The sequence below is a fragment of the Burkholderia sp. BCC1972 genome (genome assembly GCF_905339605.1).
Taxonomy (GTDB): Bacteria; Pseudomonadota; Gammaproteobacteria; order Burkholderiales; family Burkholderiaceae; genus Burkholderia.
This window is the reverse complement of record NZ_CAJPGH010000040.1, coordinates 34,001-49,273: the sequence shown is the minus strand read 5'-3', so window position 1 is coordinate 49,273 and position 15,273 is coordinate 34,001. Positions and strand designations below refer to the sequence as shown.

Here is a 15,273-nt window from a genome sequence, read left to right as displayed (position 1 = left end):
ATCGATCTTGGACAAGCGTGTCTCCATGCGTTCATGTGATTCCTGCCGGCGCTCGGGAAAACGCAACATGCATGCCAGTTGTACGACCGGTGCGTGCCTGCGGCGAAAGCCGCGACGGCCGGGCATGTGGCGCCTGATCCGAGCGGCCCCGTGGCATCGAGAACGGCAGCGCGGTGCGACGCTGCGTTCAGAAATGCAGCAGGTCGTGTTGCAGTCCTGAGCAATGGGTGTGCGAGCCGCAAGGCGGTCGCCCGGTACGGCCGCGTCAGGCGAGCAGCGAGCGCAGCGCCGGTGCGTGCCTGAATTGCCGGATGCGTTCGAGCGCCGATACCTCGAGCTGACGGACGCGCTCTGCCGACAGGTTCAGTTGCCGGCCGATCTCGCGCAGCGAATACTCGTTTTCGACATCGATGCCGTATCGCAGGCGAAGAATCCAGGCTTCGCGGGCGGGAAGGCAATCGATGAGCGCCGCGACCGCCGCGCGCAACTGACCGGCGCTCGCCGCTTCTTCCGGCGTCGGCGCGTCGGGGTCGATCGTGACGTCGCACAGCGTGAGGTCGTGATCGGGCGAAACCGGCAGGTCGGCGGAGATCGGTTCGCGCACGATGCTCATCAGCTCGCGCACCTTGTCGACCGGCAGCCGCATCTGCGCGGAAAGCGCCCGCGCGTCGGCGACGTCGCCGGTTCGTTGCCGGTGGATTCGCGCGAGCCGCGACAGCTTGTTGAGCGCATCGACCGTGTGCGCGGGCACGCGTATCGTGCGCCCCAGGTCGGCGAGCGCATGCGTGATCGCCTGCCGGATCCACCACGTCGCATAGGTCGAGAATTTGAAGCCGCGCCGGTGATCGTAGCGATCGACGGCCTTCATCAGGCCGATGTTGCCTTCCTGGATCAGGTCGGAGAACGGCAGGCCGCGATCGGCATAGCGTTTGGCGACCGACACGACGAGCCGCAGGTTGCTCTGGAACAGCTTCGTTCTCGCGGGTTGCATCGCACGCTCGATACGCAAGAGCCGCGCATCGAGCGCTATTGCGATGTCGAGCGGCAACGGCGACTGGCCGGCGAGGCAAGCGAGCGCGCTGCGCGTTTCGATCAGCGTGGGCGCATGGCGGGCGAGTGCGGCGGCACATGCTGGATGCGCGGCGCTGCATGCGTGCAGCCATGCGCGTATGTCGTCGCACCGCGTGAAGAGATCGTGGCGCGCGGATTCCGTACGGATGCCCGAGGCGGCCAGCGTGTCGACGAGCCGCTTTTCGAACGTGCGCGCTTGGGTCGCGCGCTCGCGGTTTGCATGACCGATACGCTCGATCGCACGCAAGGTGAAGCGGACCCTGCCGGTCGCTGCGGCCGCCTCGCGCAACAGCGACCGGTAACCGACCGACGTGAAACCGTCGGTGTGCAATGCCTGCTGCATCGCTGGCGCCAGCGCACCGATACGCTCGAGCGCTTCGACGACCGTATCGCGCCACGCCGGGCTGTCGAGAGAAAGACCGGTGTCGTCCTGCGCAGGCGATTCCGTGGCCGGATCGTCGGGCAGAATCGTCGGCGCACTCGCGGGCGGCTCGGCGTCACAGGCGAGCCCCGTCACGTAAGCCGACGCGGCCGCCTTGCCGGCGCCGATGTCGTCCGCGATCGCCGCGACGACGGCGAGTGCCGCCGGATCGCGGCTCAATGCGTCGATGCATGCGGCGCGGCCGCTTTCCAGACGAAGCGCGAGCGCGATCTCTTCGTCGCGTTCGAGCAGCGGCGTCGCGCTCATTTCCCGCAGATAGAGCCGGATCGGGTCGTTGGTCTGGCCTGCAAGCAGGTCGTCGGCCGCGAGCGGCGTCGATGCGTCGGCGAGCGGCGGCGCGATTTCCGACGCTTGCTCAAAATGGCCGTCGAGCGTCCACGCGGTGCGTGCGCCGGCATGCTCGCGTACGTCGACGCCGAACTCGCGCAGCATCGACGCGGCGGCATCGACATCCGCACCGTCGGCCGCGTCATCGGGCAACGCATCGGCAATTTCGCCGTGCGTCACGTATCCGCGGTCGATGCCCAGCGCGACCAACGCATGCAGATGCGCCGCGCTTTCTGCGTCCGCGCCGCGCCGCGACGCGCCGTCGCGAGCGGGCCCGACGTCAGGCGAGCTTCGCATAGACGTTGCACCAGCCTTCGGCGGCAACCGTCTTGCCCGCGAACATCGGGCACGTACCGGAGGATTCGCCGGCGGCAGCCTTGTAGAAGCGGCAGTTCGAACACGTCTGGCCGGCCTGGTACTTCGGAAACTTGCCGGCGTCGACGGTCGTCGCCTTTGCGCGGTAGCCGAGCGTCTTTGCTGCCGCGTCGTTCTCGTCGACGGGCGGTGTGGCCGCGAATGCACGGGTGCCGGTTGCGAGTGCGGCACACAGGCCGGCCGCCTGCACGAAGAAGGTTCTGCGATGACGGGAGATCATGATGCGGTCCTGAATGAAATGAAATGAATGGAAAAAGTCCGGCCCGCGCGCCGGGCAAGCTTCCCGGCGCGGCGGTCGATCGGTGCGAAAGCGGGTGGAGAGGCTACTTGCGCGGTCCGGCGATGAGCGGTGCCTTCGACGCGTTGGCGATATCGGCGGTCAGCTTGCTCTGTGACGCGTCGTAGCCGTTCGAGTAGAGCAGGAACGCCATCAGGTCCTCGTATTCCTGCGCGGTCATCTTGCCGGGGCGATCGGCCGGCATGTTGCTCGACATGTACAGGAAGATGCCGCCGACCGTGATGTGCGACTTGCCTTCAGGCGCGAACGATTCGCCGCTCAACGCGGGCGCGGTATTGCCTTCGAGCTGGTCGCCATGGCATTTCGCGCACGCATCGCCGTAGAGCTTCTTGCCGTGCTGCACCTGCGCCTGGTCGAACGACGGGACGCCGCTGCCTTCGCCCGTCGACACCTTGATGAAGCCGCTCCTTGCCGGCCGCTGCGCGGACGCGACCGCGCCGTCGAGAAACCGGCCGGGCACGCGCGTGGTGGCGGCTTGCGCGATGTCGTCGGGAAGCGTCCAGCCGCGCGTGAGCGACGCGAGACGGCCGTTGCCGCTCATCTGCGACAGCGTCGCGTCGATGCGCTTTTGCAGTGCGTCCTTGCCGGGCCCGAATGCGAACGACAGTTGCCAGTCGGAGTACGGCGATGCCGTCGCCGCTACCTTGAACTGCTGTTTCGGGTGCGCACGCTCGTACGCGACGACGCTCGGATACCAGACGATCGCGCGCTGTGCGCGGCCGGCGGCGAGCGCGCCGATCGTTTTCTCACTGGTGTTTTCGAGGTCGAAGCGGGCATTCGCCTGCTGCGCCGCGATCAGTTGCGACGGGCTGCCGTACGTGGCCGCGATCGTTTCCTTGGCGCCGGACGACGCTTGCGCGTCGCGCAGCGACACGCTGACGTAGCCGGAGCGCAGATAGCCCTGCGAGAACGTCATTTTCGATCCCGACGCATCGGCGATCGCCGAGCGCGGGAAGCCGGCGATCACATCGCAGTCGCGTTCGAGCGATTTCGTCAGCTCGCTGGCGGAGATGCCGTCGTCGTCGCCGTTGTCGTCGACGCCGCGCTTGTTGAAGGTCGCGGCGATGCCCGCGGCGCGGAACACTTCGCGCGCAACGGAGCGGTCGAGCGTGGTGGTCGGGCTGCCGGGCAGCGTGCAGACGCGCACGCCGGCCGACGCGGCTGCCGGTGTCAGCGCCACGCCCACGGCGAGCAGACTGGCGACGGTAACGGAAGTGAGACGAGTATTCATGATCGTGTGTCCGGTTGAAGCGGGTGGGGCGTCGCGCCCGCATCGGGCGCATGCGGGCGCGACCAGGCGTGGCGCCGGTTCAGTCGAGCGCGAACACGTAGAGCGTGCCGCCGCGCGGAACGTCCTTCGCGATGTCGGCCATCGGGCCGCCCCAGATCGGGTTCGCGCCGCCGTAGCCGGCGAGCACGGCGACATACTCCTTGCCGTCGACCTCGTACACCGACGGCTGCGAAATGATGCCGCTCGCCAGTTGCGGGCTTTCCCAGAGCACCTTGCCGGTCGTCGTGTCGAACGCGTACAGGTGGCCGTCGAGCGAGCCGCTGAACGCGAGACCGCTCGCCGTGGTCGCGACGCCGCCGTTCCACGGCTTCTTCGACCAGTGGCTCCACAGCTTCTTGCCGGTGTTCACGTCGATGGCCGTCAGTTCGCCGTAGCCTTCGCTGCCCGGTTCGGGCTTGATCTCGAAACCTTCACCGAGATACGGCAGGCCTTCCATGTAGCTGACCGACTTGCCGGTCAGGCTCATGCACGCATGCAGCGCGGGCACGACCGCGATGTTGCGTTCCTGGTCGTACGAGATCGACCACCAGTTCTTGCCGCCGAGGAAGCTCGGGCACGTCTCGATCGTCGTGCCGGCCTTCGGGAACTTCGATGCGTCCTGGATCGGCTTGCCGTCGGCCGTGTAGCCGGTGACCGACAACGCCTTCACGAACGGCGTCGCGTAGATCAGCTTGCCGGTCGTGCGGTCGATCGCGTGGAAGAAGCCGTTGCGGTCGGCGTGGATGATCGCGTCGTAGTCCTTGCCCTTGTACTTGATGTCCGCGAGGACGGCCGCGTTCACGCCGTCGTAGTCCCACGTGTCGTTGTTCGTGTACTGGTAGTGCCACTTCAGGTTGCCGCTCTTTGCATCGAGTGCGAGCAGCGAGTCGGAATACAGGTTGTCGCCGGGACGAAGCGCCGCGAGCCATGGGCCGGGGTTGCCGACCCCCCAGTACAGCGTGCGGGACGCGGCGTCGTACGTGCCGGTGAGCCATGCGGCGCCGCCGCCATGGCTCTGCATGCCGTCGGGCCAGGTTTCCGCGCCTTTTTCGCCGGCGTCGGGGATTGTGTAGCGTTTCCAGACCTGCGAGCCGTCCTCCGGATTCAGCGCGGCGATGTAGCCGCGAATGCCGTATTCGCCACCGGACGTGCCGACGACGATCGCGCCGTCGATCGCGAGCGGCGCGAGCGAGAACGCGTAGCCGAGGCCCGGCTCGAACATCTGCTTCTTCCACACGAGATTGCCGGTCTGCGCGTCGAGCGCCGCGATTTCGCCGTTCAGCATCGCGATGTAGACGTTCTTGCCGTACAGCGCGACGCCGCGGTTGACGACGTCGCAGCACGCGGTCTTGAACGAGGCCGCGCCGAGCTTCGGCTCGTATTTCCACAGCTGCTTGCCGGTCTTCGCATCGAATGCGTAGACGTTGTCCTTCGGCGTCGTCACGAACAGGTAGTTGCCGTTGACGATCGGCGTGGCCTCGAAACCCTGCTTCAGGTCGGCGGGGAACTTGTACGCCCACACCTGCTTGAGATCCTTCGCGTTCGACGTGTCGATCTGCTTGAGCGGCGAATGCGAGCGGCCGTCGTAGGTGCGGTAGTAGGTCAGCCAGCCCGGATCGCCGTGTGCATCGGTCAGGCGCTGGTAGGTCACGGCCGGGTAGTCCGCGGCCGCTTCGACGAGGCCGGGGTTCAGCGCGACGGCGGCCGCCACCGCGATTCCGAACGCCGCCAGCCGGCTCGCTGAAGCCGAGGGTTTCTTCATGGTTGTCTCCTGGGTCATTGTGGTCGCACCGCCGCGAACGATTCGTCGCGCCGGCACGGTGGGGTTCCGGGCCGAGTGCACTGCCCGTTATGCAAGTCGCATGCCATCACGGCCGGAAGCCGGGGTGGTGCGGCACACCGGCGCATCGCCGGTGATGCGTCGAGCGACGACACGCGCCATGGCGTCGACGCAGGTGTTGCATTCAGGTACACCGTCGCGCGCGAAGTGTTGCCAAACATGACAGGTGGTGCAGTCCGCGGAACGGCGGGCCGCCGGTTTCACGCATGCCTGTCCAAAGCGATGTGCGGCGCAGCGCACACTGCTCGTCGTTGCGGCGTTGGCACGGTTCTCGCGAGCGGGCTTCGCGACAACTCGGCGCCGCGCGGTGCATCGCACGGGGCGGCGGAATACAAGTGCGGAGACAACGGAATGATCAGGAGACCAAAGGCAGCCGCGCGTGACGGCGCGACGCGGCGTGGCCGGCGTGCGCGATGCATCGGCACGACCGTCGGCGTGCTCGCGCTGTTCGGCCTGCCGCCCGGCAGCGTGCGCGCGCAGCAGCAGGCGGATGGCGCCGCGATCGCGTCGCCCGAGCCGGCCGTCGTGCTGCCCGCGGTGGTCGTCGTCGGTACGGCGCCGCTGCTCGGGATCGGCACGCCGCTGTCGAAGGTGCCGGCGAACGTGCAGACGGTGCGCGCGGCGGAACTCGACGTGCAACACCGCGCGACGCTCGCCGATTTCTTCGCCGCGAACCTGCAGAGCGTGACGATCTCGGATGCGCAGGGCAACCCGTATCAGACGGACGTCAACTATCGCGGCTTCACCGCATCGCCGCTGCTCGGCACGCCGCAGGGGTTGTCGGTGTTCGTCGACGGCGTGCGCGTGAACGAGCCGTTCGGCGACGTCGTAAACTGGGACATCCTGCCCACCCAGGCGATCGACCGCGTGCAGTTGATTCCGGGCTCCAACCCGGTGTATGGGCTCAATACGCTCGGCGGTGCGCTCGCGATCACGACGAAGAACGGCAGGTCGGACCAGGGTGGCGAAGCGGAGGTGTCGGGCGGCGCGTGGGGCCGCAAGACCGCCAGCGTCGAGCAGGGCGGGACGATCGGCTCGAACCTCGACTACTACGCGACCGCGAACGTCGCGAACGACGGCGGCTGGGCCGACCATAACGCGAGCCGCGTGCGGCAGGCGTTCGGCAAGCTGCGTTATACCGATGCGGATACGACGCTGTCGATTGCCGCAGGCGGCGCGGACAACACGCTGTCCGGCACGCAGACGATCCCGCGCTCGTTCCTCGACAACCCGAAGCAGGCGTATACGTATCCGGACCGGAACCGCAACAGCGCCGGCTACCTGACGCTGTCGGGCGACCGTTTTTTCGGCGAAAACGTCGAGCTGAGCGGCAACGCGTACTACCGGCACCTGCGCAACGCGAACACGAGCAGCAACAACAATACGGACTACGGATCGGTGAACGAGGACGGCACGGTCGACACGGTGCAGGGCAGCAACGCGCAATCGACGATCGTCACCGACGGCTATGGCGGCAGCGTGCAGCTCACGCTGCTCGGCAAGCTCGGCGGGATGGCGAACCGGCTGGTCGCGGGCGTTTCGGCCGATGTCGCGAACTCGAGCTACGTCGCGTCGTCGCAGGACGCGTCTTTCACCGATGCGCGCGCGGCGATCGGCATCGGCGATTTCGTCCGGCAGACCAGTGCGAAGACGCGCAACGCGAATTTCGGTGCATACCTGAGCGATGCGCTGTCGCTGACGCCGCACTGGACGCTGACGCTGTCGGGCCGCTACGACTGGTCGAAAGCGCAGATCGGCGACGAGAGCGGCGTGCAACCGCTGCTCGACGGCAACCATGTGTTCTCGCGCTTCAACCCGGCCGTCGGGCTCAACTGGAATCCGGTTGCGGGCTTCACCGCGTATGCGGCCTACAACGAAGGCATGCGTTCGCCGACCGCGATCGAACTCGCATGTGCGGACCCGGCCGCGCCGTGTTCGCTGCCGAACGACTTCATCGCCGACCCGGCGCTCAAACCCGTGATCTCGAAGACGTTCGAAGCCGGCGTGCGCGGCCGCTTCGGCGCCGCGACGACCTGGAGTGCCGCGGCCTACCGCACGACGTTGACCGACGACATCCAGTTCATCAGCAGCCCGGCCAGCGCGCAGGGCTACTTCCGCAATGTCGGCGATACGCGCCGGCAGGGCATCGAGCTCGCAGGCCGTACGCGCTTCGGCCCGCTCGGTGCCGGGCTGTCGTACAGCTACGTCGATGCGACCTACCGATCGTCGTGGACCGAGCACAGCCCGGCGAATTCGGCGGCCGACGCGAACGGCAACGTGGCGGTCAAGCCGGGCGACCGCATGCCCGGCATTCCCGCGCATACGGTGAAGCTGCGGCTCGACTACGCGGCGACGCCCGCGTGGGACATCGGCACGAACGTCACGTGGCGCAGCGGCGTATATGCGCGCGGCGACGAGAACAACGCGGACGTGAACGGCCGGATCGCGGGCTACGTGCTGGTCGATCTCGACATGCGTTACCGGGTCACGAAGCGGTTCGAGGTATTCGCGAGCGTGACGAACCTGTTCGACAAGCGCTACGCGAGCTTCGGCGCACTCGGCCGGAATTTCTTCATCGGACCGAATCACACGTTCGACGGCGCCAATCCGGTGAACGAACAGTTCGTCGGGCCGGGCGCGCCGCGCGGCGCTTGGGTCGGCATGCGCTATGCGTGGGACTGAGCGGTGTGCGGTCGCGTCGCGACACGAACGAGCGCGCGGCCGTCACGTGAACGGCACCGTCGCGAACATTGCGTTCACGGCGCGCGCGACGCTGCGCGCCAATGCCGGGTCGCTTGCCAGATGTCCGGCCTGCACGCGTTCGATTTCCGCTTCGGGGACGGCTCGCGCGAGGCGCTCGACATTGCCGGCCGGGCAAACGGGATCGTGCATTCCGTGCGCGGCGAACAGCGGCACGCGGGCTTGCGCGGCCCGTCGCGCGAGCGCGAGCACGCGGCGCTCGCCGAGCCAGCAATCGTGTTGCAGGTAGTGCGCCTGAATCCGGTATTTGTCGATCAGCCGGCCGACGGTCTTGTTCGAGCGGATCGCGCGCACGGGCGAGCGGCGCGTGCGCGCCGACGCGAGGATCGCGTTTTCGTACGCGTGCCACGCGAGCGCCACCGCGCGCTGCCCGGCCGCGCTCCCGCCGTGGCGCAGCCGCTGCGCGCAGCGCGGCAGCAGGCGATCCGGGCGGCCGCCGCCGGCCGCTGCATGCAGGCGCCGCCACTCGCGCGGCGCACGCGTGCGGGAAGTCGTGAAGAGCCCGCGGACTTCGCGTGGCGACGTCAGGAACAGGCCGCGCAACACGACGCCCGTCACCCGCTGCGGATGCGTGCCCGCATACGCAAGTGCGAGCGCGGCGCCCCACGAGCCGCCGACGACGCCCCAGCGTGCGATGCCGAGCTGCTCGCGCACTGCCTCCAGATCCGCGATCAGCCGTGCGGTGTCGTTGTGACGCGTGCCGCCGCGCGGTGCCGACGCACCCGCGCCGCGCTGGTCGACAAGCACGACGCGCACGCGGGTGAGGTCGAACAACCGCAGGATGCCGGCCTGGCTGCCGCTGCCTGGCCCGCCGTGCAGCACGACGACCGGATGGCCCTGCGCGGCGCCGGCCACGGCGAATGCGATCGATTGCGCGTCGCGGTGCAGGCGCCGGTGAACGGGCGTGACCGGCGACGCCGGCGCGTCGGGCAAGGCCCGCGGCGGGGGCGACGGCGTGGATCGAGTCGGGCGACGCGTCATGTCGATAGGGTTCAGGCGGAATAGGAGGGGAATCGTCGGTCGCCGGGGCTGCCTTGCGACGAAGCGAGCGAAAAGCGTGCCGGCTGCGCGGATCCGGATTCGCACGGGTAGTCATGCGGCGGGAAATCGCGGTATCAGGAAGGCCTGGCCGTCGCGCGACGCGGTACGCTCCGCCGCGCCCAGGCTATTCATTACATTGTGCTTTCAATGCATGCCGTGGCGCCGGCATGGCCCGATGCTTGCTTGTAATGACGGCAAAGAGTCCGGCAGTTGACCGGAAGGATCCCCCGGAGGAGACAATGCGCGATGACGTAGAGCAGGCGGCCGGGTCACGGGCCGCGCATCCCGCAGGCTGGCCCGCGCCGTCGATCCAGAAGGCTCACGAGCGCTCGGAGACGTTCGGCCTGCAGGTCTCGGCACGACCCGACTACGACGTGCTGTCGAACTCGGCGCTGGTGCTGAAGCGCGAGCAGAGCCGGGTGCTGTGCGTGCACGCGATGCCGGTGATGGAGACGCTGCACGAGCAGATCGTCAATACGCAGAGCATGATCGTGCTGACCGATGCGGAAGGGCTGATCCTGCATTCGATCGGTGACGACGATTTCCTGCGCCGCGCGGAGAAGGTCGCGCTGCGCCCGGGCGCGAACTGGGCGGAGAATCGGCAGGGCACCAACGCGATCGGCACGGCGCTGGCCGAGCTGTGCCCGATGGTCGTCCACGGCGACCAGCACTTCCTGGCCGCGAACCGCTTCCTGACCTGTTCGAGCGTACCGATCCTCGATCCGTACGGCGACGCGATCGGCGTGCTCGACGTGACGGGCGACCACCGCAGCTATCACCAGCACACGATGGCGCTCGCGAAGATGTCGGTGCAGATGATCGAGAATCATCTGTTTACGACGACCTTCCAGGAAACGCTGCAGGTGTCGTTCCACGGACGCCCCGAGTTCCTCGGCACGCTGATGGAGGGGATCGTCGCGTTCACCGCCGACGGGCGCTTCCTGTCGGCCAACCGCAGTGCGCAGTTCCAGCTCGGCATGCCGCTCGCCGCGCTGCGCGCGCACACGCTGTCGTCGCTGTTCGACATCACCAGTGCGCAGCTGATCGACCGCATGCGCGCGAGCACCGACCGGCACCTGATGCTGAATCTCGTCAACGGTGCGGTGGTCTGCGCGCGCGTGCACTTTCGCCGCTCGACGCTCGCCGAAGGCAGCCGGCCGACGGACGTCCACGCTGCGGCGGCGCCGGCCGCACGCGCGAACGCGGTGCCCGCACCGGCTGCAGGCACGTCGGCCGGCCTGTCGCGGCTCAACTATCTCGACACCGGCGATGCGCAGGTCGCGTGCGTGATCGCGAAGGTACGCAAGGTGATCGGCAAGGACATCCCGATCCTGATCACCGGCGAGACCGGCACCGGCAAGGAGCTGCTCGCGCAGGCGATCCACAACGACTCGCCGCGGCGCGACGCCCCGTTCGTCGCGGTCAACTGCGCGTCGATTCCGGAGACGCTGATCGAATCCGAGCTGTTCGGCTACGAGGAGGGCGCCTTCACCGGTGCGCGCCGCAAGGGGGCGATCGGCAAGCTGCTCCAGGCGAACGGCGGCACGCTGTTTCTCGACGAGATCGGCGACATGCCGTATCCGCTGCAGGTGCGACTGCTGCGCGTGCTGCAGGAGCGCCTCGTCAACCCGCTCGGGTCGACGAAGACGATCGCTGTGGACATCGCGATCATCTGCGCGACGCACCGCGATTTGCGCGACATGATCGCGCAGAACCGTTTTCGCGAGGATCTCTACTACCGGCTGAACGGCCTCGTGGTGCGCCTGCCGCCGTTGCGCGACCGCACGGATCTCGCGGTCGTCGTGCAGAAGATGCTGCAACGGGAAGCGTTCGCGGACCCGGGCCGGCCGCCGCTGTCCGTCGCACCTGACGTGATGGCGCTGTTCGTGCGCTGCACGTGGCCGGGCAATTTCCGCCAGCTCGGCAACCTGCTGCGCACGGCGGCGGCCATGGTCGACGACGATGGCGAAATCCGGCGCGAGCACCTGCCCGACGACTTCTTCGACGACCTGCGGCGCGGCGATGCGCCGGCTGCACAGGTCATGCCCGATTCGCCCGCCGCGGCGAGCGCCGGGCCCTGCGTCGCGGACGCGCTGCCGCTCGCCGACGCGCGCCTGCAGGACGTCGCCGCGTCCGCGATCGCCGCCGCGCTCGCGCGTCATGGCGGCAACGTGTCCGCCGCGGCGCGCGCGCTCGGCGTCTCGCGCAACACGATCTACCGGAAGATGCCGGCCGCCGACGCGGGGCGCCATCCGTCGGACGAGAGCTGACGCGCTCGTCGCGCCGTGCGCGACCTGTCACAGCCGGTGTGTCAAGTTGCAACACCGGTGTTCAACGATTCAACACCTGTCACCACTCGCGGACATCCTGCCGCCGGGGTGGCGAACCGCATTCGCGCGAATCTCGTAGGCTGTTCGTAAGGAATGCGTCCCGATGCCCGGATGAGGGCCGTCTACCGCCGCGGCGCGGCGAATGTACGGCTTCGGCACGCTCCTTGCTGAAGAGGAACCGACCGCTCGATTGCCGCGGTTGTTCGATTCATCCAGCAACGCATCAATCATCAACTCGACAGGAGACACACCATGCAGTGGACGACACCGTCTTACACCGACCTGCGCTTCGGCTTCGAAATCACGATGTACATCGCCAACCGCTGATCGCCGTGCGTGCCGCCCGTTTCGCCGTGGGCGGCGCGGGCGGCCTCGGGAGCTGACGCCCATGAAGATCAAGATACTCGGCTCGGGAGCCGGCGGCGGGCTGCCGCAATGGAACTGCAATTGCGCGAACTGCCGCCGTGCGCGCAGCGGAAGCGGCCACGTGCTGCCTCGCACGCAGTCGTCGATCGCGGTCAGCGACGACGGCATCGACTGGGTCCTCGTCAACGCGTCGCCCGACATTCTTTCCCAGTTGCGCGCGGATCCGGACCTGCAGCCGGCGCGCGCGATCCGCGACAGCGGCATCGCCGCCGTCGTGCTGTGCGACGCGCAGATCGATCACGTGACGGGCCTGCTCATGCTGCGCGAGCGCTCGACGCCGCTGCCGCTCTACGCGAGCGCGCCGGTGCTCGACGACCTGTCGACCGGCTTGCCGCTCGTGCCGCTGCTCGGCCATTACTGCGGCGTCGCCGCGCACGCGATCGTGCCCGGCGAGCCGTTTGCGGTGCCGGCGGCGAACGGGATCCGTTTCACCGCGATCGCCGTCGACAGCAAGCCGCCGCCGTATTCGCCGCGGCGCGCGTCGGCCGCGCCCGGCGACAACATCGCGCTGTCGATCGAAGACGTCGCGAGCGGACGGCGCGCGTTCTATGCGCCGGGGCTCGCGTCGGTTACCGACGACGTACGCGCGGCCATGGACGGCGCCGATCTCGTGCTGGTGGACGGCACGTTCTGGACCGGAACCGAGATGATCGATCTCGGCCTGTCGGGCAAGCACGCGGCCGACATGGGGCATCTCGCGCAATGCGCGGAACACGGGCGGCCCGGCATGATCGACTGGCTCGACAGGCTGCCCGCGCGGACGCGCAAGGTCCTCACGCACATCAACAACACGAACCCGATTCTCGATCCGCATTCCGTCGAGCACGCGCACCTGCGCGCGCACGGCATCGACGTCGCACACGACGGCATGCAATTCCAGGTCTGACGATGAACGCACCGATCCCCGCTACGGCGTTGCACGCGACGCCCTGGACCGCGACCGAATTCGAGGCGCGCCTGCGTGCGCTCGAATCGCGCTATCACATCCATCATCCGTTCAACCGGCGGCTCAACAGCGGCGCCTGTTCGCCCACGCAGATCCGCGGCTGGGTCGCGAACCGCTTCTACTATCAGATCTGCATCCCGCTCAAGGATGCGGCGATCCTGTCGAACTGTCCCGATCGCGATACGCGGCGCCGCTGGATCCAACGGCTGATCGACCACGACGGGCAGGGCGACAACGAAGGCGGCATCGAGGCGTGGGTGCGGCTCGGCGAGGCCTGCGGCCTCGCGCGTGCCGAACTGTGGTCGCTCGAACACGTGCTGCCCGGCGTGCGTTTCGCGGTGGATGCGTACGTGAACTTCGCGCGGCGCGCACCCTGGCAGGAAGCCGTGTGCTCGTCGCTGACCGAGATGTTCGCGCCGCAGATCCATCTCGACCGGCTCGCGGGCTGGCCGTCGCATTACCCGTGGATCGAGCCGGCCGGGCTGCATTACTTCCGCAGCCGCGTGCCGCTCGCGCAGCGCGACGTCGAGCATGGGCTCGCGGTCACGCTGGAGCATTTCACGACACCGGAGGCGCAGCAGCGCGCGCTCGGCATTCTGCAATTCAAGCTCGACATCCTGTGGTCGATGCTCGACGCCGTCGAAAAGGCCTACCCGTTATGAACGCGATCGAAGCCGCCAGCGGCGTGCCGCTGCGTCCCTGCCTCAGGGGCATGTACCGCCTGCAATGGGAGGTGGCCCAGGATGCGTACGTGCTCCTCTATCCGGAGGGCATGGTCAAGCTCAACCCGAGTGCGGGCGAGATTCTCGCGCGCTGCGACGGCACGCGCGAACTGGACGACATCATCGGCGAACTCGAGCGCCTGTTCATGCAATCCGATCTCGCGACCGACGTCTACCGTTTTCTCGATCATGCGCGACTGCGCGGCTGGCTGGACTGACATGGCGCCCGACACTTCCCGTCCGTCCGCGCCGCTGTGGCTGCTCGCGGAACTCACGTACCGCTGCCCGCTGCACTGCGCGTTCTGCTACAACCCGGTCGACTTCGCGACGCACGGTGCGGAACTCGACACCGACGCATGGCGCACGGTCATTAGCGATGCGCGCGCGCTCGGCGCCGCGCAAATCGGCTTCTCGGGCGGCGAGCCGCTGCAGCGCGGCGATCTCGAGGCGCTCGTCGCGCATGCGCGCGGGCTCGGCTTCTATACGAACCTGATCACGTCGGGCATCGGGCTGAACGTCGCGCGCATCGAGCGGCTCAAGGCCGCCGGGCTCGACCACATCCAGTTGTCGCTGCAGGATTCGACGCGCGAGCTGAACGATTTCCTGACCAGCACGCGCACGTTCGAACTGAAGCGCGACGTGGCGCGGCTGATCAAGGCACACGGCTACCCGATGGTGCTCAACTGCGTGCTGCATCGCTACAACCTGCCGCACGTCGGGCAAATCATCGAGATGGCGCTCGATCTCGGCGCCGATTATCTGGAACTCGCGAACACGCAGTACTACGGCTGGGCGATGCTCAATCGCGACCAGTTGATGCCGACCGTCGAGCAGGTGCGCGAGGCCGAGGACACGGTCAACCGCTATCGCAAGCTGATCGGCGAGCGCTGCAAGATCCTGTTCGTCGTGCCCGACTATTTCGAGCGCCGCCCGAAGGCGTGCATGAACGGCTGGGGCTCGGTGTTTCTCGGCGTCGCGCCGGACGGCACCGCGCTGCCGTGTCATGCCGCGCGGTCGCTGCCGGGGCTCGCGTTGCCGAACGTGCGTGACCGGTCGCTGCGGGACATCTGGTACGACAGCGACGCGTTCAACGCGTTTCGCGGCGACGACTGGATGCGCGAGCCGTGTCGCACATGCGACGAGCGGCATGCGGATCACGGCGGTTGCCGGTGCCAGGCATACCTGCTGGCCGGCGACCCGAACGAGGCCGATCCGGTGTGCACGAAGTCCGCCCATCACGACCAGGTTGAACAGGCCGTGCAATTCGCGCGACTTCGCGCGCCGCGCGACGAACAGCCGCTGGTCTTTCGCAGCAAGGAGAATTCGCTCGCGCAATGCGGCGCAGCGTGCGACGGCTGACGGGGTGCGGTGAACACCGCGACGGGGAAGAGCGAGGCGATCGATACGCAATCCTCTTCATGCCGT

The 15,273-nt window shown here is 68.0% G+C and carries 12 protein-coding genes; 7 read left to right on the top strand and 5 right to left on the bottom strand.

Annotated features, from left to right (window positions below; genetic code table 11):
• Positions 1-265 precede the first annotated feature (265 nt).
• The 4 genes from U5798_RS34650 to U5798_RS34635 form a co-directional block, all read right to left on the bottom strand.
• Positions 266-2,137: a sigma-70 family RNA polymerase sigma factor gene (locus tag U5798_RS34650; RefSeq protein ID WP_124455290.1), complete on the bottom strand. Its 1,872-nt coding sequence runs from the start codon at positions 2,135-2,137 to the stop codon at positions 266-268.
• A complete protein-coding gene (locus tag U5798_RS34645) occupies positions 2,121-2,435 on the bottom strand; it encodes a high-potential iron-sulfur protein (protein ID WP_124455289.1) in 315 nt (104 codons plus the stop codon). The genes U5798_RS34650 and U5798_RS34645 overlap by 17 nt, the downstream gene beginning before the upstream one ends.
• A 103-nt stretch (positions 2,436-2,538) precedes the next feature.
• A complete protein-coding gene (locus U5798_RS34640; RefSeq protein ID WP_124455288.1) occupies positions 2,539-3,744 on the bottom strand; it encodes a c-type cytochrome in 1,206 nt (401 codons plus the stop codon).
• A 79-nt stretch (positions 3,745-3,823) separates the two neighbouring features.
• Positions 3,824-5,545: a methanol/ethanol family PQQ-dependent dehydrogenase gene (locus tag U5798_RS34635; protein WP_124455287.1), complete on the bottom strand. Its 1,722-nt coding sequence runs from the start codon at positions 5,543-5,545 to the stop codon at positions 3,824-3,826.
• A 429-nt stretch (positions 5,546-5,974) separates the two neighbouring features.
• On the opposite strand from U5798_RS34635, the gene U5798_RS34630 reads away from it, so the two are divergent.
• Complete coding sequence (locus U5798_RS34630) at positions 5,975-8,305, top strand: TonB-dependent receptor (protein WP_322084661.1); 2,331 nt, start codon at positions 5,975-5,977, stop codon at positions 8,303-8,305.
• 42 nt (positions 8,306-8,347) lie between these two features.
• Here the strand turns inward: U5798_RS34630 and U5798_RS34625 are convergent, their stop codons facing one another.
• Positions 8,348-9,364, bottom strand: coding sequence for an alpha/beta fold hydrolase (locus tag U5798_RS34625; RefSeq protein ID WP_322084660.1), 1,017 nt, complete (start codon positions 9,362-9,364; stop codon positions 8,348-8,350).
• Positions 9,365-9,663: 299 nt separating this feature from the next.
• Between U5798_RS34625 and U5798_RS34620 the strand changes: the two genes are divergently transcribed.
• From U5798_RS34620 to pqqE, 6 genes are all read left to right on the top strand, one after another.
• Positions 9,664-11,694 carry a sigma-54-dependent Fis family transcriptional regulator gene (locus tag U5798_RS34620; protein ID WP_322084659.1) on the top strand — a complete coding sequence of 677 codons (2,031 nt, stop codon included), beginning with the start codon at positions 9,664-9,666 and terminating at the stop codon, positions 11,692-11,694.
• Positions 11,695-12,006: 312 nt separating this feature from the next.
• Positions 12,007-12,081: a pyrroloquinoline quinone precursor peptide PqqA gene (gene pqqA, locus U5798_RS34615; protein ID WP_006485436.1), complete on the top strand. Its 75-nt coding sequence runs from the start codon at positions 12,007-12,009 to the stop codon at positions 12,079-12,081.
• A gap of 61 nt (positions 12,082-12,142) precedes the next feature.
• Positions 12,143-13,066, top strand: a complete 924-nt coding sequence (gene pqqB / locus U5798_RS34610) for a pyrroloquinoline quinone biosynthesis protein PqqB (RefSeq protein ID WP_322084658.1) — start codon at positions 12,143-12,145, stop codon at positions 13,064-13,066.
• 2 nt (positions 13,067-13,068) lie between these two features.
• A complete protein-coding gene (gene pqqC / locus U5798_RS34605; RefSeq protein ID WP_124455281.1) occupies positions 13,069-13,788 on the top strand; it encodes a pyrroloquinoline-quinone synthase PqqC in 720 nt (239 codons plus the stop codon).
• Positions 13,785-14,066 (top strand): pyrroloquinoline quinone biosynthesis peptide chaperone PqqD, encoded by a 282-nt coding sequence (gene pqqD, locus U5798_RS34600; protein ID WP_124455280.1) that lies wholly within the window; start codon positions 13,785-13,787, stop codon positions 14,064-14,066. The genes pqqC and pqqD overlap by 4 nt, the downstream gene beginning before the upstream one ends.
• 1 nt (position 14,067) lies before the next feature.
• Positions 14,068-15,207, top strand: coding sequence for a pyrroloquinoline quinone biosynthesis protein PqqE (gene pqqE, locus U5798_RS34595; RefSeq protein WP_322084657.1), 1,140 nt, complete (start codon positions 14,068-14,070; stop codon positions 15,205-15,207).
• Positions 15,208-15,273 lie beyond the last annotated feature (66 nt).